Source organism: Enterococcus sp. DIV1537a, assembly GCF_051712085.1.
GTDB classification, from domain to species: domain Bacteria; phylum Bacillota; class Bacilli; order Lactobacillales; family Enterococcaceae; genus Enterococcus; species Enterococcus faecalis.
In genome coordinates this window covers 2,252,637-2,271,870 of the sequence record NZ_JBIOOE010000001.1, presented here as the reverse complement: position 1 = coordinate 2,271,870, position 19,234 = coordinate 2,252,637, and the positions used below count along the sequence as shown (strand labels likewise).

The window sequence follows — 19,234 nt, the reverse complement described above, 5'->3', positions numbered from 1 at the left end:
CTTAGAACCCTGTTGTTGTTTTCAATTGGTAAATTTTTGAAGGACGGCCAATGCCAACGGGACGTTCACCTAACTCTTCAAAATATTGTGTCATGGCTTTTTTAAAATTTGAATGGTCAATGCTGCGATAATCAACGCCGAGGAACTTCGCAAAAACTTTACGGGCTTCCGTAATGGTGAAATCTTTTCCTAAGACTTGAAGCACTTGCGGTTCATGTTCCATTTTATCAACAACACGATTAAACGCCTTAATTATAATTTCACTATGGTCGAAGGCTAATGTATCTTTACCAAGAGAGGCCGCTGTTTTCAAGTCTAAAGTAATTTCCACATCTTCATGAGATAACGTGATATGTTGACCATGCCGTTCAAGATTGAACCAGTGGACTTCTTTGGCATCGTCGCCAGCAATTAAAGGTTCTTCACCAATAAAGGCTAAATAGCTGACTGTCACGACCCAGCCACGAGGATCACGATCTGGGCGACTAAAGCTGTGTAATTGTTCAATATTTTCTTGAGAAATCACCACACCAGTTTCCTCTTTTGTTTCTCTTAAAACACTATCTTCAGTAGATTCGTTACGATTAACAAAACCGCCAGGAAGCGCCCATGAGTTTCTAAAGGGGTGACCTTTACGTTGAATCAGTAAGACTTTTAATTGATCAGCTTCCTTGTTGTAACAAAGAAGAACCATATCAACGGTTAAAGAGGGTTTTTCATATTCAGGTAATTCTTGTTGATGATACCAAGTTAGAAACTCTGCTAAGCTAGCTTGGCGTTCATAATAATTTTTTTCTTCGGCTTTAGAAGCAAATTGTGGCACAATTGCTCCTCCTTTCAAAAAGAAACATGGTTTTCTTTTATTGTATCATTAAGTGGCTGAAATACAATATTCAAGCGTAAAAAGAAAAGCAAGCCTGGGACAAAAATCACTTTGGATTTTGTCCCAGGCTTGTACTATAAGAAGTTTGTTCTAGACAGTGTTTATTGTGTTAATTCTAATAATTTATTTTTCAAATCTTCTTCCATATGGCCAAGTTCGATTTCGGCAGCTTGGCGTTTTTCTTTTCCTTCTTGTTGAATACGTAATGTTTCTTGGATAGTTTCAATTAAATCATTTTGTGTTTTTTGTAATGTTTCAATATCGACTAGGCCACGTTCGTTTTCTTTTGCTGTTTCAATTGCAGAAATTTTTAGCATTTCTGAATTTTTCTTCAGTAAGTCATTGGTGGTATCAGAGACTTGACGTTGAGCAGTCACAGCATCTTTTTGACGGAGTAAGGTCAAGGCGATGACTACTTGGTTTTTCCATAACGGAATCGCCGTATTCACCGATGATTGAATTTTCTCAGCCAAAGCTTGGTTAGTATTTTGAATTAAACGAATTTGTGGGGCTTGTTGAATCGTAATTTGACGAGCCAAGCGTAAATCATGGGTTCTTTTTTCTAAACGGTCTAGGAATTGGTTATAATCATTAACAATTTGGACATCCATTTGATCCCCAGATTCTTCCGCTTTTTTCATGGCTTCAGGGATAATTTGCGTCCGTAGTTCTTCTGCTTTTAATTCCCCAGCGGCAATATAGATGTTTAAGGCATCAAAATAATCTTTATTTTTTTGATACAATTGATCTAACATGGCATTATCTTTTAAAAGACCATCTTTTTCATGGGTTAATTTGACAGCAATTTTGTCAATTTGCGCACCAATTTTTTGATATTTGGCGGTAATTTCGTAAACGGATTGTTTGACTTTACCTAACATTTTTTGAATAAAGTTGCCTTCGCCAGCACGTAATTCATTGGGATTGGCTTCATTTAAACGAAACATTAGATCGGTCAGTGAATCACCAACAGGACCAATGTCTTGTGCTTGAACGTGGTTTAACATCGCTTGCGAAAATTCGCCAAGTTTGATTTGGGCATTTGAACCATAGGTAATTACTGCTTGTGAATCTTGAACGTCAATTTTTGAAGCTAACTCTTTTGCTTGGGCTTGACGTTCTTGTGGTAATTTATCAATTAAACGAGGCGCTGCTTGCTGTTCTTTTAACTCAGATAGTTCATTTTGTTGCGTTGGTGTTAGTTCATCCATTGATGAAAATGGATTACTTAATAAATCGTCCAATGTATTGGTTACAGATGTTGTTTCTTTGGGTTGTTGCTCAGTCATTTTTTTTCCTCCCTAATGATTATTGCTGGTCTTCGTTTACTTGAGGTGATTCCTCAGTTGCGGCTTTTAGCGATAAGCTGCTTTTAGCGATCGACATTTCGACATCTAAATCGTCTAAGTCATCGGAAACGATTTCCTCATAATCATTTTTAACTAATTTTGACAATTGGTCAATGATTTGTGCGCTTTCTTCTAATTTTTCATACGTTTGTTTGTTTTTTACTTCATGTTGTTCGATTTCTAAATGCTTACTTGTTAAGTCAACGATATTTGGTAAATGTGTATAGAGAAAGTGATTGGCTAAGTGTAACTTTTTAGGTTCTTTCACTAACTCTTTAAACAGAGCTTTAGAAACCTTCGTTGTATCATTACGTAAGTCAATCGCCCGTAATTTAGTTGAACGATTCATGTTTTCTTGTAATTGTATGATTTGTTTTTTGGCTGTGCTCATTGTACTTCTGAAAAAATCAATTTCTTGTGGAGATAACCCCAACTCACGATAATGGGCTTCTTTATCTTTTGTTAAGTAAGGCATTTGATCGCTCTTGTCGGCGGCATTTTTCTTTTTTCGATAGAGAACGAATACTAAAAAGCCTACCAGAATCACAAAAGCGAAGAAGCCATATTCTCTAGCGACAGCAATGATTAAGGCTCCTAAAAGAATATAGCCAATCAGTAATTTTGTATTTAATTTGTTCATTTATATAGTTCCTCCTATCTATCTAATCCTCGAAAGAGTCAGCTCTCGTTACAATAGTTATTTTAGCATACTCTGTGAGAGAAAAGACATACAGCGGAAGATGTATTTTATGATTTAGTGAAATCATAAGAAAAAAAGTATAAAACGCAAAAAAAGACCCGTCCTAATTGGGGGTAGGACGGGAAAGGAGTTAAAAATGAAAAAGTGTTTTGTTAGGGTTGTTTGTTGGTATGCTTAAATAATACAAGGAAGTTGTGAATTTTTTATGTCTATTTTTTTTCGAAAATGTAATTTTTTTCTAAAGCAATAAATTTTTTTCTTTGAAAAGGGTTTAACTAGAGAAGAAGGGGTGCGATTTTTATCATTTTAGGGTATGATAAACAAGAAAGGTTGGTGAAAGATATGTTAAATTATGAGGACTTCGAAGAAAAAACACTTCAACGTCGAGAAATTTTTAAAGGAAAGATTATTGATGTTTTTTTGGATGACGTGGCTTTACCGACAGGCGGCACTGCTAAACGCGAATTGGTTTTTCATTCAGGCGCAGTAGCTATGATTCCGTTAACCGCAGAAGGAAAAATCGTCTTAGTTAAACAATTTAGAAAACCCTTGGAACAAGTAATTTTAGAAATTCCGGCGGGAAAAATTGATCCTGGAGAAGAAAATCAACTGGAAAAGACGGCTATGCGGGAATTGGAAGAAGAAACTGGGTATCGTGCAGGTCAACTTACCTACATAAATTCAATGTATCTGTCACCAGGATTTGCTAATGAAAAATTGGCTCTCTATTTGGCAACGGATTTGCAGAAAGTCGAAAATCCGCGTCCTCAAGATGAAGATGAAATCTTGGAAATTTACGAGCTAACAATAGCTGAAGCCAAAGCAGAAGTGGCAAAGGGCACGATTTGTGATGCAAAAACACTTTTTGCTATACAATACTGGGAATTGTATTTACTGCAGAGACAGTTTAAGGAGGACACGCAATGAGCAAAGGTCCGTTAGTCACTCGGACAGAACTTCGCAAACGCAGAGAAGCAGAAGAAAAAGAAGTAGAACGTCGTCAGCAGGAAGAACAGAAGCTGGCGGAAAAAGCGTATAAGCGAAAAGAAAAAGAAATTTCGACGTTTTATCGTAAAGAAAAGAAAAAACAAAAACCGATCAACAAGTCACGAGTAGGAGAATACTCGAAACGTCGAGAACGGAGTACTTGGTTAAACAAGGCAATTATTATTGTAGCGATTTTATTAGCCGTTGTGGCGTATATCGTTTTGAATTTATAGAAAAGAGGAATCACTATGAAAATTGGAATTATTGGAGCAATGGATCAAGAGGTCAAAATTCTAAAAGAAAAATTGACAGACACGATGTCATGGGAACGAGCAGGCGCTTTATTTGTTTCTGGTTCGTTAGGAAGACATGAGGTGATTGTGGTTCGTTCAGGAATTGGTAAAGTGGCCTCAGCTGTGACCACGACTTTATTGATTCATCAATATGGCGTAAATATGGTGATTAATACAGGTTCTGCTGGTGGTATCGGTGAAGGACTAAAAGTCGGCGATTTAGTCATTGCAGACAAATTAGCTTACTTTGATGTTGATGTCACTGGTTTTGGTTATGCCTATGGACAATTGCCTGGTGGTGTGCCTTTGTATTTTGAAACAAGTGAATACTTGCGGATGGAAATTGCGAAAGCTGCTGAAAAAACTGGGCTAGCTATTCGTAAAGGATTGATTGTTACTGGAGATACTTTTGTGGATAGCGCTGAGAAAATCGCCAAAATTAAGAAAGAGTTTCCTGAAGCCTTAGCTTGTGAAATGGAAGGCGCAGCAATTGGCCAAGCGGCTTCACAGTTCAATATTCCATTCTTAGTTGTACGGGCAATGAGTGATACAGCAGATGGCGAAGCAACTCAAAGCTTTGACGAATTCATCGATGAAGCTGGGAAAAAATCAGCCGAAATGGTTATTCATTTTGTCGAAAACTTAGTTTAAAAAGAGAAAGAAACAGCCATCATTTCATCAATGAAATGATGGCTGTTTCTTTCTGATTTATTGTCATTTAATGGAAGGTTTTTAAATACTGTTCTTTTTGTTTGCGCGTTAATTTTTTAAAGGCGGCTTCGGCTTTGGTGGCCGCGCTACGTGTTTCAAATTTCTCTGTATGAATCATTTTGACTGGCCGTCGTTTGGCTAATCGAGTATATTTTGCACCAGTTCCGCTATTATGTTCGGTTAATCGACGTTCTGGCTCAGTTGTATAGCCACCGTAAAAGGAACCATCTTGGCAAAGTAAAACATAAAAATAATGGGATTTCTTATTCTCCATACAGCATAGCCTTCATTTCTGCTTCGTATTCGTTCTTTTCATTGTATGTAAAAAGAGGTGGTAACACACGAAAACCGTCTTTTTTGCCTTGTTTAATGCCTTCAATTAGTAAAACATTGGCTTCTTTGCCTGGCTTCGGATAAACAAACCGAGCTTTTTTCGGCGCAATATTGGCGTTTTCCATGGCATGTAAAATATCCAGGAAACGATCAGGACGATGAACCATTGCGAGACGACCATTTGTTTTTAATAAATCCGCCGACACAGTGACCACTTCTTGAAGAGACGTGTGAATTTCATGACGGGCAATCGCTAAGTGCGGGTTTGGATTTTTTTGGCTAGTTGGTCGTTCTTTAAAGTATGGGGGATTACATAGTACTAAATCCACAGAATCTTTTTTGATGACTTCTGTCGCTTGTTTTAAATCACGTTCATACATCGTTACTTGTTTTTCCAATTTATTTAATAGAATACTTCGTTGACCCATATCTGCCAAACGAGGTTGTAATTCGATTTGGTCGATCTTTGCAGCTGTTTTCCGACTAACGAAGAGGCCGACCGCGCCATTGCCAGCACACAAATCGACAATCTTGCCTTTTTTTGGTAGTTGCGGAAAATTAGCCAATAAGACTGCATCAATGGAAAAAGAAAAGACTTCTTTGCTTTGAATAATTTGAATATCATCCGCATATAATTGATCAATCCGTTCGCCGGATAATAACATAGATTAAGAACCTCCAACTTTTCATCTGATTGTTCATGTATTATACTACTTTTAAACCCGTATGACAAAATCTGTTCCCTAGATTAGTAGGGACATGTTATTTCTCTGATTGATAGACGTAAAAAAAGCTTGTCAAAAGGTAGAGCTTTCGGCATACTAGAAAGCGGAGAGAAGAAAGGAAGAAAATTATGTTTTTTACATTTATGCGTGGCGTGGTTCGCGTCATTTTATTTGTGATTAATGGAAATGCACATTATGAAAATAAAGAAAAATTACCAAAAGACCAAAACTATGTCTTAGTTGCGCCGCATCGAACATGGTGGGAACCGCTGTATTTAGCTGTTGCTGGCAGTCCTAAGAAGTTTAGCTTTATGGCAAAAAAAGAGTTGTTTAAAAATCCTGTTTTACGTTTCATTTTAAAACATGCGAATGCGTTTCCGGTGGATCGTGAGAAGCCCGGTCCCAGCGCGATTAAAACACCTGTCAAAATTTTAAAAAATTCTGATTTAAGTTTGATTATGTTCCCTAGTGGCACGCGTCATTCCTCAGAATTAAAAGGTGGGGTAGCCTTGATTGCTAAAATGGGGCGAGTACCTATCGTGCCATCTGTTTATCAAGGTCCGTTAACTTTAAAAGAGTTGTTTAAACGTAAAAAAGTAACGGTTCGTTTTGGGGAGCCAATCGATATTAGCGATATTAAAAAAATGGATAAAGACGGTTTAGCTGAAGTGGAACGTCGGATGCAAGAAGCATTTGATCAGTTAGATAAAGAAATTGATCCAACTTTTAAATATGAATCAACAGAAAAAGAATAAAACAAACCGCTACAAAATAGGAATGTTACTGGCAGGTAGTCTCATCAAAAGATGATGCTCCCTGTCTTTTTTCTTGTGTTAAGAAAAAAGTTTGTTAAAAATCTAATTCTTCTGTCCGATTTTCTTAAAAAATACCAGAAATTTGTTATAATAATAAGAAGGACTTTTTTAGGCGGTGAAAAAATGAAATTTTTACATACAGCAGATTGGCATATTGGCAAAAAATTACATGGTTTTGATTTATTGGCAGAACAAAAGGAAGCCTTTAAACAAATCTTAGCAATTGCGAAAGAAGAGCAAGTGGATGCTGTTGTGATCGCTGGAGATTTGTATGATCGCTCTGTTCCAGCGGTTGAAGCAGTCGAGATTTTTAATGAAATGATGATTCAAATGAATCTCAAAGAGCATTTACCCGTGTTAGCTATTTCGGGAAACCATGATAGCAGCACTCGTTTAGAAACAGGAGGCCCTTGGTTTAACCAAACGCAATTTCATTTGAATACGCGTTTAGAACAAGCCTTTCAACCAATTGAAATCGACAATACCCAATTTTATTTGTTGCCTTATTTTGAACCGATTGCGGCTCGCTTATATTTTGAAGATGAAACGATTCGAACGATTCAGGCGGCGATGGAAAAAGTTGTCGCGAAAATGCAGGAATCTTTTCTTCCCAACAAAAAACAGGTGTTAGTTAGTCATTTTTTTGTCGCTGGCAGTGAAAAAACTGATTCTGAAACAAAATTAACAGTGGGTGGTTTGGATGTTGTACCGACGGCTTTGTTAGAGCCTTTTGATTATGTCGCGTTGGGCCACTTACATGGAAAAAATGCGTTGCAGGCACCTAATGCTCGATACAGTGGCTCGCCTGTAAAATTTTCTTTATCAGAAATGACACAAGAAAAGGGTGTTTGGCTTGTTGAAACAGAAGCTGAAGTTCATTTTAAATTCCGTACTTTGAAACCATTGCGAGACATTCAACAATTGACGGGCTCGTTTCAGCAGTTAACGGATCCCGCTTTTTATCAAGAAGTGAATCGGGAAAATTATTTACATGTCCAATTAACCGACCGAGCGATCATTCCCAACATGATGAATCAATTGCGAAAAATTTACCCCAAAATTATTGGGTTGGAACGTTTGAATGGTCGAGAAACAAGCAACGGAAATCAGAAAAAAGTGGTACAAATAGAACAACGTTCACCAGAAGAACATCTGCATGACTTTTTTAACGATGTGACAGGAGAGGCCTTGACAGAACAACAAGCACAATGGGTCCAAGAAGAACTGAGTACACTTAATCAATTAGAAAGAGGGAAGTAACAGGATGAAACCATTATCTTTAACATTGAAAAACTTCGGACCGTATATTAATGAAACCATTGATTTTACGAAGTTTGAAGATTCTTCACTTTTTCTAATTAGTGGAAAAACAGGGTCTGGGAAAACAACGATTTTTGATGGAATGAGCTATGCTTTGTTTGGTGAAAGTTCTGGGAAATTACGTTTAGGCAAAGAAATGCGTTCCACATTTGCTGACCCCTCAGAAGCCACTGAAGTTACTTTGCTTTTTAAACATAACGAGTATCTCTATGAACTGAACCGCCTTCCCGAACAAGAACTTTTTAAAAAACGTGGCACAGGAGTCCGTAAACAAAGTGCCAAAATTTCTTTAATTGTCAAAGATGCTCAAGGGAAAGAACTACGAGCCTATTCTAAAAGACGCGAAGTGGACGAACTCATTCAAGAATTATTGCATTTGAATGCCAATCAATTTGCTCAAATTGTATTGTTACCACAAGGAGAATTTCGGACTTTTTTAATTGCTAAAAGTGATGAAAAAGAAAAGGTTTTGCGTAATTTATTCGGAACAGAATTGTATCAGTTGTTCAGCGAAAATTTAAAAGAACGCTTAAAAATTGCCAATCAAGAGATTCAAGAAACCCAGCAAAAAATTGAACTGAAAACAGAACAGTTGCATTGGTCAGAAGAACCTGAACCGACAATGACACTTTTTGAAAAACTTCAATTATTAGAAAGCCAACAACAAGAGGCTCAGCAACAACTATTAGTTGAAAGAGAACAAATTGCAACCTTAAAACAAGCCAAACAAGCAAAAGAGCAAGTTCGTTATGCCATTGAAGAACGGCAAAACTTGCAACAGCAAAAAGAAGAATTATTGGAAAAGAAAGCAAAACAAGCTGAACAGGAAACCGTCATTGAGCGGCTAAAGGAACAGATTCAGCAATTAAAATGGAGCCAAAAACAGCAATCTTTAGCTGAAAAAGTCTTTGAAAAACGAAGCGAAAAACAACAAAAAGAGCAAGAAACAAAGTCCAAACAACAAGCTCTTATGGAAACGCAACAAGCATTGACAGATTGGCAAGCAATCATGAGTGAGTTGGAAGAACAACAACCATTGATTGCTGAAAAACAAGAACGTCTTCAAACGATTCAACGTCAATTACCACAATACCAAGAATATGAACAGTTAGCCCAACAACAAATAGCAGAACAAGCCAATTATCAAGCCATTCAAAAAGAGTATGAATCTTGCCAACAGGAAAAAATAACATTAGCGGATAAAGTGGCGACAGCCAAACAATTTATTGAACAAGAAGGAACACTTGAAAAAGCAAATTTTGAATGTTCTAGTGTAGCAGATCATTGGCAAAATTTTGTAGAACGTTGGCAAAAAAATCAAAAAGCTTGGCAAAAAATTAGTCAAAACCAAGTGGAATTGCACGAGTTGACACAACGGTTTGCTGTTGAACAGCAACAAAAAAGCGCCGAAGAAGCGAAGTTGCAGACAAAGAAAAGTCAATGGGCCTCTTTACAAATCCAACGATTAAGCTTGTTACTTGAAGAGGGGGAACCTTGCCCAGTTTGTGGCTCTTTAGAACATCCAAAGCAACAAACTCATCAAGAAGTTTCCTTAGAAGAGATTGATCAAGCGGAACGGGAATTAACGGAAGTTGAAAAAACGGTTCAACGATTTACTGAAACGCTCTCTGCATTAGGGGCGGAAAAGCAACAGAAAGAAAGCCAATTACAAGAACAGGAAGCTGCGTATACTGAGGAACAAGAACAATTAGCAGCGCAGTTTGCTGACTTGCAGTTGCCGTTAACAGGACTAACTTTTTCACAAGTAACACCTGCAGAAATTGCGGAAGTTGAGTCGCAATTAGCTAAAGAAAAACAACAAATAGCACAAAAACTAACGGAAATTTCAGTCGAAAAGGACCGTCTGGCGGAACTAGAAGAACAAGTAGCTGAAAATTCTCAACGCTTTGAAGTGCTCCGACAACAAGTAGAAACAATGCAACAAAGTCTGGAAAGAATCACTATCCAGCAGCAAATGATTGCTAGCCAATTATTGGATGCAACCGTCACATACGAAGAAATGACTAAACGACAAGCTTTGCTTCAAGAAGAACTCTCTGCATTTGAACGTCAAAAAGAAAACGTGACGACACAAGGAGAAACCTTGAAGAAAGAAGAAATGATCCTTGAAAGTACGTTGACGCATTTGGAGAAAGAACAACAAACACTTCAACAAACAGTCGCACAACTTGAGAGTCAGTTAAAGGCAGTTTTAACGGAACAAGGAGTGACAGAGGACCAATTGACGGAGTGGTTGAAAGAGGTACCGACACTAGAAAGTCAGCAAGAACAAATTGCTTTATTTGAACAAGAGCAAACCCAACTGACTATCCAACTCGCTGAAATTGAGAAAAAATTATCTAGTGATACGTTCCCAGAATTATCTTTAATCACCACAGAAATTGAACAAATAACACAACAAATTGAAGAACAAGAAAAAAAATACTATCAACTGCATGAAAAAATGCTGAACAACCAACAGTTGGTTCAAGAAATTAATGCGCAAAGAACAACAATTGAAGACAAGTTTGAGGAAGTTGCTGCACTACAACAGTTGGCAGATACGGTGAATGGCAATAATCCTAAAAAAATTAGTTTTGAACGGTATATGTTACAAACGTATTTAGAAAGAGTGCTGGCAGTCGCTAATCAGCGTTTAGACCGCCTGACCAATAGTCGTTATCAATTTGAATTGAATCACGAAGCAGGCAGTTATCGGAATCAAACGGGGCTAGAAATCAATATTTATGATGACAATTCGGGGACGGTGCGCAGCGCTCACACGTTATCAGGCGGGGAAAGTTTTATAGCAGCGTTAGCTTTGGCACTTTCTTTAGCAGAAGTGATTCAAGAACAAGCAGGCGGAGTCTTAATTGATGCGTTGTTTATTGATGAAGGCTTTGGTTCCTTAGATGAAGAAGCATTGGAAATGGCAATGGAGGCGTTAGAAACGATTGAAAATGAAGGCCGCATGATTGGGATTATTAGTCATATTGGCGAATTAAAAGCACGAATTCCACAACAATTACAAATAAAAAGCAATGGGAATGGTCAAAGTACCGTTCACTATCAGCTAGCTTAGTAGAAGAGGAGGTGAGTCGATGAAATGGAGTATTCCAGAGCGAATCGTTGAACAAGGGCGCGAATATATGCAAGAAGGCCGGGTCTTATCTATCGTTCAAAATCCAGAAAAAAGGATCTGGTTGTCTGAGGTTTTAGGGGAAGAACTTTATCTTGTTGAATTGGATGGTACCGCCAAAGAACAAGATGTTTGTGAATGTCAATATTGGATGGAACATGGCTATTGCAAGCATACAGTGGCAGTCGAACTGGCACTGAAACAACGAGGCGTGTCAAGAATTATTCAAGCGAATCAAACAGTCAGTTTTGAGAAAACAAATCGATCAACAGCTGAAATGTTTACCAAAGGCTTTGCCAAATTAAGCAAAGCCTCTGCCGAAGTTCCCTTGCAACCTTTACGTTTAGAATTTCATTTAGATGTGATTGAAACGAATAATTACTATCCAGAATTATCAACGATTGGTCTTTCTTTAAAAATTGGTTTGGAAGGGACCAAACCTAAAACATATATTGTGAAAAATATTGGTGATTTTTTACAAGCATATGAAAAAGAAATGACTTTTATGGTGAATAAACAACACCAATTTACTTTGCTACATGATTCTTTTTCAATGGAGATTCAAGAAATTTTAACAGAACTTGCGGCAATTTATCATACCAGCCAATTATTAGGTGCAAACGGTATTCAAGTTAAAGGGAAAATCGACAAACGTTATCTATTATTACCAATTGATCGCAGTCAATCGTTAGTTGAAAAAATGAATCGAACGGGTCAGTTTATATTGACCAATCAAACTCATAAGTATCGCTATCTAACGTTCAAAGAAACCAGTTTGCCACTTACGTTTACAGTACAAAAAACCGAGGAACAAAGCTTCAAATTAACTATTCAGAATCCTATTACAACGTTTCTAGCCCACTATCACTGGGCGATTGCGGATCAAACGGTTTATTTACTAACAGAAGAGCAGGAAGCCATCTACACCACGTTACTTCAATTAATGAAACGCTTGGAAGAGCCGTCAATTATTTATGAAAAAGAAACAGTTTCTGATTTATTTAGTGAAGTGTTACCATTATTGGAAAAAATTGGTCGAGTGTCTGTTGAAGAATCAGTTGAAGAATTAGTCGTCCACCATCCTTTAAAAGCAGTCTTTATTTTTAAGAAAATTAAAGGTCGGATTAACGCTCGGATTGACTATCACTATGGAGAAGTCATTTTCTCGACAAACCCGAAATATGCTCAATTACCTGAAGTCAATCAAGAAATCGTTCGAGATAAAGCAAAAGAAACAGCAATTAAGCAACAATTTCAACAGTTTGCCTATCAGCAAACAACCACAGGCTTTGAAAAAGTCTTACCTGCTGGAGAGTCCTTGTATTATTTCTTTAAAGCCGAGGTTCCAGCTTTCCGTCAATTAGGAGAAGTTCGGATGGGACGGAAATTACGGGAATTGTATTTAGATGCCCAGCATCATCAACCAACGATTGAAGTTGCGGAAGGGGATTCTTGGTTAGATATTCGGTTTGATGTCACTGGCATTGATGAAACCGAAATCGATGCAGTATTGACTAGTCTGCTACGTAATGATGCTTTTTATACGTTAAAAAGTGGTGAAATTCTTGCTTTTGACTCAGAGGAATTTTTCCATACAAGTGCAATTTTAACGAAGCTGCGAAAAAATATGCATCAAGAAGACAATGTCATTCATGTGCCCAAAAACCAAGGCCTCATGATCGAAAGTTTATTAGAAGACAACGAGCGGGCACATTTTTCAGATTCCTTTAAAAAAATGGTCACGGATTTAACGCATCCAGAAAACTTTGAAGCGCAAGTCCCCAAAACCTTACAAGCAACGTTACGCCATTACCAAGAAACAGGTTATAAATGGCTGAAAATGCTTAGCCATTATCAATTTGGCGGTATTTTAGCTGATGAAATGGGTTTAGGGAAGACACTGCAAACCATTACCTATTTACTTTCGGAAAAAGAAGAAGAGCGCTTGAAAGGGACAGCTTTGATTGTCGCACCTGCAAGTTTAACCTATAACTGGTTAGCCGAAGTCAAACGTTTTGCGCCAACCTTAAATGTTCAAGTGGTTTCTGGCAACCGCCAAGAACGAGCAGCGCTTTTACAAAATAGCACCGAAGATATTCTGATTACTTCTTATGCAAGTATGCGACAAGATGTTCAGCTTTATCAGGAAATGCGTGTCGGCTATTTGATTTTAGATGAGGCCCAAATGGTTAAAAATAGTGGGACTAAAACGGCGCAAGCCTTAAAAAGTTTAAAAGTACCCCAACGTTTTGCATTAAGTGGCACACCAATTGAAAATAATTTAGATGAACTGTGGTCAATTTTCCAAATGATCTTACCGGGATTGTTCCCAGGCAAAAAAGCCTTTCGAGAAATTAAGCCGGAAGAAATTGCCAAAATGATTCAACCATTCATTTTACGACGAGACAAGAAAACGGTGCTCGCAGACTTACCAGAAAAAATTGAAAATAATATGTACAGTGTCTTAACAGAAGAACAAAAAACGGTTTATTTGGCCTATCTAAAACAAATGCAAGCAGATGTTAGTCAAATGGATCAGGCAACCTTCAAGAAAAATCGTATGAGTATTTTAGCAGGCTTGACCCGTTTACGACAAATCTGTTGCGATCCGCGTTTGTTTATTGAGGATTACACGGGAGGTTCTGGCAAAGTGGAACAAGTCAAAGACTTTTTAGTGGCTGCAAAAGAAAACAATCGTCGTGTTCTATTATTTTCTCAGTTCACAAGCATGCTTTCTATCTTAGAAAAAGAATTGAATGAATTAGGTTTAGAGACGTTCTATTTACGAGGAAGTACGAAGCCCCAAGATCGGTTAACGATGGCGAATGCCTTCAATGAAGGAGAAAAAGATGTCTTTTTAATTTCATTGAAAGCAGGGGGAACCGGACTAAATTTAACTGGTGCAGATACAGTTATTTTATACGATTTATGGTGGAATCCCGCAGTCGAAGAACAAGCGGCTGGTCGGGCGCACCGCATGGGACAAAAAAAGGTTGTTGAAGTGTGGCGGATGATTGCAGAAGGAACGGTTGAAGAAAAAATGAATTCCTTACAGCAAGAGAAACGCGAGCTGTTCCAAAAAGTGATTCAAGGAAATGAAGAGCAATTAGCGAAAATGACGGAAGAAGATATTCGCACAATTTTAAGCATTGGAGAATAGAAAAAAACCTAACTACATTTCAAATTTGAAGCGTAGTTAGGCTTTTTTATTTTTAAAGATTAAATAATTTCTCCACAGTCGGACAAAGTTCAGTGAAACAAGTGACTTCTGCAAGGTGTGATGCAGGTTGGCAACTTGGTAGTTCACGAGAGCGGTGGTTAAACCAAAGAGAATGCCAGCCACCATTACGTGCGCCTACAATATCATTGTCATAACTATCACCAACATATAAAGTATGTTCAGGTTCCATACAAAATTGATTACAGGCTAAATCAAAAATTTCCTTTTCAGGTTTTTGAAAACCCGTACTTTGAGAAATAATGATATTTTGGCTTGGAACCCATTTTTCAAGATTCAATTGTTTAACTTTTTTAAATTGATGGTCTGTTGGACCATTTGTAATAATCCCCATCGGAATTTCCTTTTCTTGTAAAGTATCAAGAAGCTTAGTAACTTCTGGATGCATCGTAATATTATCCAATTCTTCTTCATAAACTTGTTGGAAAATTTTTCCTTCTTCTTGTGAAATTCCTGGATAGTTTAGATCTTTTAATGTTTCATTCATCCGGAAAAACCGCATGAAATCTAGGGACCATTCATTGGCTAAAACTTTCGGAAACGTTTCATCGCTGTGGTGTCTAAAACGAAGATACAATTCATGCATATCCTCTGTCGCAACGTTCGGGAAAATTTTAGTCATCGCATTTCGAAAGGGTTGTTGCTGATCGTACAGCGTGTCATCAACATCAAAAACAATGGTTCTCATTTAACAAGTGCACCTCTTAACTTTTTTACAAAACTTTTCATATGTTATATTGTAGCTGATATTTTCACAAATAAATAGAGTATTTTTCACTGTATTTCAAGGTTTTTCGCAGAAATCAAAGCCTTGCGGGAAAAGACAATTATAGTTATTTTTACCGAAAAAATGGAAACGATAAATGAAAAAATATTCTGATAATGAAAAGTTTGTGAAAATGATTTTGAGTCAAAGTTACTTAAATAACATGCGTTCTGATAGAAGTTAGAATTTTGCAAGAGACCGTCTTTTTCCGTATAATGAGTGAGAATGAAGGGGGAGAGTTAAGGAGTTATGTTAAAGCGTTTTTTTTGGTATTATCGACCTTATCGTCGATTATTTATTTTGGATTTTGGGTGTGCCGTTTTTGCGGGGCTGTTAGAGTTGGCTTTTCCAGTAGCAGTCAACCAAGTAATTGATAAGATTATGCCAAAAGGAGATTTTCGCCTCATTGCATTAGCTAGTGCGGGCTTATTTGCATTTTATATAATCAATACGTTTTTACAATTTATTGTGGTTTATTTTGGTCATATGTTAGGCGTGAATATTGAAACAGATATGCGTGAAGAATTATATCAGCATCTTCAAACACAACCGTTTGAGTATTATGATAATCAAAAAACAGGGAAATTAATGAGCCGTTTGACCACTGATCTTTTTGAAATTTCGGAAGTGGCGCATCATGGTCCAGAAGACGTCTTTATTACGATTATGACGTTAGCAGGTTCTTTTTTATTAATGTTAACCATTCACGTGAAATTAGCCATCGCTACGTTTATTTTATTGCCATTTATCACGATTGCGCTAGGCTATTTTAATAAAAAAATGACAAAAGCGAATACGGATATTTACGATAATTTAGGTGAATTTAATGCTGGGATTGAAGCGTCAGTAAGTGGGATACGTGTCACGCAATCTTTTGCAAATGAACCATTTGAACGAAAACAGTTTAATTATTTAAATCAAATGTATCGAAAATCGAAATTATATTTTTATAAGGTGATGGGTGTCAGTTCCGCCTATAATTACTTATTAATTCGTCTGATAAATTTATTTTCATTAATTTTTGGTGCGTATTATACAATTAAAGGAGAAATTACAGAAGGTCAGTTTGTAGGATTTATTTTATTAGCCAATATTTTTATTCGGCCGATTGAAAAAGTCAATAATATGATTGAAAGTTATCCCAAAGGATTTGCTGGTTTTAAACGTTTTACGGAAGAAATGGACAAACAACCGGCCATCAAAGATTTGCCAGGAGCTGTTGCTGTTTCGCATTTAGAAGGAACGATTGCCTATAAAGATGTTTCATTTGCTTATGAAGATGGCACAAAAGTTTTAGACCATATCAATTTAAAAATTCAACCTGGTGAAACCGTTGCTTTCGTTGGCCAAAGTGGTTCAGGAAAAACGACCTTGTGCAATCTGTTGCCTCGTTTTTATGAAGTCAGTAGTGGTGAAATTACGATTGACGGTAGAAATATCCAGCAAATGACCTTGGCTTCATTACGTAAGCAGATTGGAATTGTTCAACAAGATGTGTTTTTATTCCCTGGAACATTACGAGAAAATATTGCTTATGGGAATTTAAATGCTACAGAAATAGACATTCAACAAGCGGTGAAATTAGCACATTTAGAACATGTAATTCAGCTAATGCCAGATGGCTTGGACACAATTATTGGCGAACGTGGCGTGAAATTATCGGGCGGTCAAAAGCAGCGAGTGGCAATTGCGCGAATGTTCTTGAAGAACCCGCCAATTTTAATTCTAGATGAAGCGACTTCTGCATTAGATACAGAAACAGAGCAAGTGATTCAAGAGTCATTAAACTCGTTAGCTGACGGGCGAACAACATTAATTATTGCCCACAGACTGGCAACGATTAAACATGCTGATCGAATAATCGTAGTTAGTGACCAAGGAATTTTAGAAGATGGAACACATGAAACTTTGTACGCGCAAAGAGGCCACTATCGTCGGCTGTACGATGCTCAATTTAGAACATAAAAAAACCCGCGAATAAAACTTCGCGGGTTTTTATTATGTTTAGTTAGCGCCGAACTTTTCTTCCCAAACCAACAGCATTTTTCATTCGTTGAAGTGTTTTGTTGGCTACCTGGCGAGCGTTTTCTGCACCCTCATCTAAAATCATATCTAATTCTTCTGAAGCTAGAAGCTCTTGGTAGCGCACTTGAATAGGTTCTAATAAGGCAACTACTGCTTCTGCTAAATCTGCTTTGAAGTCTCCATAGCCTTTGCCTTCGTAAGCTTGAACAAGTTCCTCAACAGTTTGACCTGTCGCAGCAGAATAAATATTTAGTAAGTTAGTAATGCCAGGCTTTTCTTCTTTATTATATTCAATTACACCAGTTGAATCAGTTACAGCAGAGCGGATTTTTTTGCGAATCACTGCTGGCTCATCAAGCATTGAAATAAAGCCCTTCACATTTGTATCAGACTTACTCATCTTTTTCGTTGGTTCTTGTAAGCTCATAATTCGACTACCTTGCTCAGCGATTTTTACTTCAGGCATCGTTAAAATTTCTTGATTTTTTTGAGCGTAACGTTTGTTGAAGCGTTCCACAAAATCACGTGTTAATTCTAAGTGTTGTTTTTGATCATCTCCGACTGGCACTAAGTCAGCGTTGTACAACACGATATCACCAACCATTAATGGAGGGTATGTTAAAAGACCAGCGCTTACGCCAGCACGACCATTTTTTTGCGATTTATCTTTAAATTGTGTCATTCGCTCTAACTCACCAATAGGAGTATTGCACTGAATGATCCAACCAGCTTCTGCATGGGCACTCACTTCAGACTGTATGAAAATTGTTGCTTTTTGTGGGTCTAAACCAACCGCTAGGTAAAGAGCTGCTAAGCTACGAATTTGCTGGCGTAGCTTTTGCGGTTCTTGGGGAACGGTAATGGCATGTTCATCCACAATACAAAAATAACAATTGTATTCATTTTGTAATTCGATAAATTGTTTCATTGCACCAATGTAATTTCCGATTGTCGGAGTACCACTGGGCTGAATACCAGAAAAAATTGTTTTCATTAAATAACCACCTGACTTTAGACTTAAGATAGTGAATAGTTCTATTATACATTTTATTAGAAAAAAATACATGGGAACTTCTTGAAAAATCACCAAGAGAAGTAAATTATAACAGCAACCATAAAAATAGAAAACTGTATTACTTTTTTACAGAATCATAACGAATATCCATAAAATTTCATAAAAATTAACCCTAATTTTACACGGATGTAATGAAGGAAAAATAAACAAAGTTAATAAAAAATGTTTAAAAACCTCTAGTATTTTTATTAGAAATTAGGTATACTGGTTTTAAATAGAGGAACAGTACAGTTCCCTGTTTCAGAAACGCGATGATTCGCGAAAAGGAGTGATGCACAATGTTGACACTTTATACTTCCCCGAGTTGCACGTCATGTCGTAAGGCTAGAGCCTGGTTGCAAGAGCACGAAATTCCTTTTAAAGAAAGAAATATTTTTTCTGAACCTTTAAATATTGAGGAATTAAAAGCAATTTTAATCATGACAGAAGATGGAACAGAAGAGATTATCTCTACTCGCTCTAAAGTTTTCCAAAAATTAAATATGGATTTGGACGAGCTTCCACTTCAAGATTTATTAGAGTTGGTTCAAGAAAACCCTGGATTGTTGCGTCGGCCAATTATGATTGATGAGAAAAGATTACAAGTCGGTTTTAACGAAGATGAAATTCGTCGATTCTTACCAAGAGATGTTCGACAACTGGAATTGCGCCAAGCACAATTAATGGCAGGTTTATAAAAAATATAAAATTTTGTTCTTTATTTGTTAATTGTAATAAAGAACGATTCATATGAATTTAGGGCCAGGGATTTTTATCTCTGGCTTTTTAATACATATTTAGAACTTGTATTCATTTGATTTGGCAGAACGTAGTCAAGGAAAAATAATATCTTTTTTAGAGAGACTGCGTTAAGATGAAGAGGTAGAAGGAGCGAA

The 19,234-nt window shown here is 37.1% G+C and carries 16 protein-coding genes; 9 read left to right on the top strand and 7 right to left on the bottom strand.

The window, feature by feature from the left end; all coding sequences use genetic code 11:
• Window position 1: 1 nt before the first annotated feature.
• The 3 genes from IGJ41_RS11145 to IGJ41_RS11135 form a co-directional block, all read right to left on the bottom strand.
• The gene (locus IGJ41_RS11145) at window positions 2–841 is read right to left on the bottom strand and encodes an NUDIX domain-containing protein (protein WP_002384084.1); all 840 of its coding nucleotides are present in this window, start codon (window positions 839–841) and stop codon (window positions 2–4) included.
• Window positions 842–984: 143 nt separating this feature from the next.
• Entirely contained in the window at window positions 985–2,172 is a 1,188-nt protein-coding gene (locus tag IGJ41_RS11140; protein ID WP_438714444.1) for a toxic anion resistance protein, read from the bottom strand.
• 19 nt (window positions 2,173–2,191) lie between these two features.
• Window positions 2,192–2,872, bottom strand: coding sequence for a 5-bromo-4-chloroindolyl phosphate hydrolysis family protein (locus IGJ41_RS11135; protein WP_173961588.1), 681 nt, complete (start codon window positions 2,870–2,872; stop codon window positions 2,192–2,194).
• Window positions 2,873–3,274: 402 nt separating this feature from the next.
• On the opposite strand from IGJ41_RS11135, the gene IGJ41_RS11130 reads away from it, so the two are divergent.
• From IGJ41_RS11130 to IGJ41_RS11120, 3 genes are read left to right on the top strand one after another with little or no spacing between them, the layout of a single operon-like run.
• A complete protein-coding gene (locus IGJ41_RS11130) occupies window positions 3,275–3,859 on the top strand; it encodes an NUDIX domain-containing protein (protein ID WP_162783027.1) in 585 nt (194 codons plus the stop codon).
• Window positions 3,856–4,152, top strand: a complete 297-nt coding sequence (macP, locus tag IGJ41_RS11125) for a cell wall synthase accessory phosphoprotein MacP (protein ID WP_078131053.1) — start codon at window positions 3,856–3,858, stop codon at window positions 4,150–4,152. The genes IGJ41_RS11130 and macP overlap by 4 nt, the downstream gene beginning before the upstream one ends.
• Before the next feature lie 15 nt (window positions 4,153–4,167).
• Window positions 4,168–4,863 carry a 5'-methylthioadenosine/adenosylhomocysteine nucleosidase gene (locus tag IGJ41_RS11120; RefSeq protein ID WP_002356454.1) on the top strand — a complete coding sequence of 232 codons (696 nt, stop codon included), beginning with the start codon at window positions 4,168–4,170 and terminating at the stop codon, window positions 4,861–4,863.
• Between the two features lie 67 nt (window positions 4,864–4,930).
• On the opposite strand, the gene IGJ41_RS11115 is transcribed toward IGJ41_RS11120, so the two are convergent.
• Window positions 4,931–5,197, bottom strand: coding sequence for a GIY-YIG nuclease family protein (locus IGJ41_RS11115; protein WP_002356455.1), 267 nt, complete (start codon window positions 5,195–5,197; stop codon window positions 4,931–4,933).
• Entirely contained in the window at window positions 5,187–5,921 is a 735-nt protein-coding gene (locus tag IGJ41_RS11110) for a tRNA1(Val) (adenine(37)-N6)-methyltransferase (protein WP_002356457.1), read from the bottom strand. Before IGJ41_RS11110 ends, IGJ41_RS11115 begins: the two co-directional genes overlap by 11 nt.
• A 188-nt stretch (window positions 5,922–6,109) precedes the next feature.
• Between IGJ41_RS11110 and IGJ41_RS11105 the strand changes: the two genes are divergently transcribed.
• Genes IGJ41_RS11105 through IGJ41_RS11090 form a run of 4 tightly spaced genes read left to right on the top strand, consistent with a single transcriptional unit; the run spans window position 6,110 to window position 14,415 of the window.
• Window positions 6,110–6,736: a lysophospholipid acyltransferase family protein gene (locus tag IGJ41_RS11105; protein WP_002356461.1), complete on the top strand. Its 627-nt coding sequence runs from the start codon at window positions 6,110–6,112 to the stop codon at window positions 6,734–6,736.
• Between the two features lie 51 nt (window positions 6,737–6,787).
• Window positions 6,788–8,056, top strand: a complete 1,269-nt coding sequence (locus IGJ41_RS11100; RefSeq protein WP_173961587.1) for an exonuclease SbcCD subunit D — start codon at window positions 6,788–6,790, stop codon at window positions 8,054–8,056.
• A 4-nt stretch (window positions 8,057–8,060) separates the two neighbouring features.
• Window positions 8,061–11,198 (top strand): SbcC/MukB-like Walker B domain-containing protein, encoded by a 3,138-nt coding sequence (locus IGJ41_RS11095; protein WP_153854217.1) that lies wholly within the window; start codon window positions 8,061–8,063, stop codon window positions 11,196–11,198.
• Window positions 11,199–11,217: 19 nt separating this feature from the next.
• Window positions 11,218–14,415, top strand: a complete 3,198-nt coding sequence (locus IGJ41_RS11090) for a DEAD/DEAH box helicase (protein WP_002362298.1) — start codon at window positions 11,218–11,220, stop codon at window positions 14,413–14,415.
• 52 nt (window positions 14,416–14,467) lie between these two features.
• Here the strand turns inward: IGJ41_RS11090 and IGJ41_RS11085 are convergent, their stop codons facing one another.
• Window positions 14,468–15,181 carry an HAD family hydrolase gene (locus IGJ41_RS11085; RefSeq protein WP_002356474.1) on the bottom strand — a complete coding sequence of 238 codons (714 nt, stop codon included), beginning with the start codon at window positions 15,179–15,181 and terminating at the stop codon, window positions 14,468–14,470.
• A 327-nt stretch (window positions 15,182–15,508) separates the two neighbouring features.
• Here IGJ41_RS11085 and IGJ41_RS11080 point away from each other — a divergent pair, with 327 nt between their 5' ends.
• Window positions 15,509–17,224 (top strand): ABC transporter ATP-binding protein, encoded by a 1,716-nt coding sequence (locus IGJ41_RS11080; protein ID WP_173961585.1) that lies wholly within the window; start codon window positions 15,509–15,511, stop codon window positions 17,222–17,224.
• A 43-nt stretch (window positions 17,225–17,267) separates the two neighbouring features.
• Here IGJ41_RS11080 and trpS read toward each other — a convergent pair whose 3' ends face one another.
• Window positions 17,268–18,278 (bottom strand): tryptophan--tRNA ligase, encoded by a 1,011-nt coding sequence (trpS, locus tag IGJ41_RS11075; protein ID WP_002381472.1) that lies wholly within the window; start codon window positions 18,276–18,278, stop codon window positions 17,268–17,270.
• 359 nt (window positions 18,279–18,637) lie between these two features.
• On the opposite strand from trpS, the gene spxA reads away from it, so the two are divergent.
• The gene (gene spxA, locus IGJ41_RS11070) at window positions 18,638–19,036 is read left to right on the top strand and encodes a transcriptional regulator SpxA (protein ID WP_002356477.1); all 399 of its coding nucleotides are present in this window, start codon (window positions 18,638–18,640) and stop codon (window positions 19,034–19,036) included.
• Window positions 19,037–19,234 lie beyond the last annotated feature (198 nt).

Excerpts from the sequence above, each read along its gene's own strand:
- IGJ41_RS11095 (WP_153854217.1), top strand. The coding sequence starts at position 8,061 with ATGAAACCATTATCTTTAACATTGAAAAACTTCGGACCGTATATTAAT.
- IGJ41_RS11135 (WP_173961588.1), bottom strand. The coding sequence starts at position 2,872 with ATGAACAAATTAAATACAAAATTACTGATTGGCTATATTCTTTTAGGA.
- IGJ41_RS11105 (WP_002356461.1), top strand. The coding sequence starts at position 6,110 with ATGTTTTTTACATTTATGCGTGGCGTGGTTCGCGTCATTTTATTTGTG.
- macP (WP_078131053.1), top strand. The coding sequence starts at position 3,856 with ATGAGCAAAGGTCCGTTAGTCACTCGGACAGAACTTCGCAAACGCAGA.
- IGJ41_RS11110 (WP_002356457.1), bottom strand. The coding sequence starts at position 5,921 with ATGTTATTATCCGGCGAACGGATTGATCAATTATATGCGGATGATATT.
- IGJ41_RS11120 (WP_002356454.1), top strand. The coding sequence starts at position 4,168 with ATGAAAATTGGAATTATTGGAGCAATGGATCAAGAGGTCAAAATTCTA.
- IGJ41_RS11100 (WP_173961587.1), top strand. The coding sequence starts at position 6,788 with ATGATGCTCCCTGTCTTTTTTCTTGTGTTAAGAAAAAAGTTTGTTAAA.
- IGJ41_RS11085 (WP_002356474.1), bottom strand. The coding sequence starts at position 15,181 with ATGAGAACCATTGTTTTTGATGTTGATGACACGCTGTACGATCAGCAA.
- IGJ41_RS11115 (WP_002356455.1), bottom strand. The coding sequence starts at position 5,197 with ATGGAGAATAAGAAATCCCATTATTTTTATGTTTTACTTTGCCAAGAT.
- IGJ41_RS11090 (WP_002362298.1), top strand. The coding sequence starts at position 11,218 with ATGAAATGGAGTATTCCAGAGCGAATCGTTGAACAAGGGCGCGAATAT.
- IGJ41_RS11130 (WP_162783027.1), top strand. The coding sequence starts at position 3,275 with ATGTTAAATTATGAGGACTTCGAAGAAAAAACACTTCAACGTCGAGAA.
- trpS (WP_002381472.1), bottom strand. The coding sequence starts at position 18,278 with ATGAAAACAATTTTTTCTGGTATTCAGCCCAGTGGTACTCCGACAATC.
- IGJ41_RS11140 (WP_438714444.1), bottom strand. The coding sequence starts at position 2,172 with ATGACTGAGCAACAACCCAAAGAAACAACATCTGTAACCAATACATTG.
- spxA (WP_002356477.1), top strand. The coding sequence starts at position 18,638 with ATGTTGACACTTTATACTTCCCCGAGTTGCACGTCATGTCGTAAGGCT.
- IGJ41_RS11080 (WP_173961585.1), top strand. The coding sequence starts at position 15,509 with ATGTTAAAGCGTTTTTTTTGGTATTATCGACCTTATCGTCGATTATTT.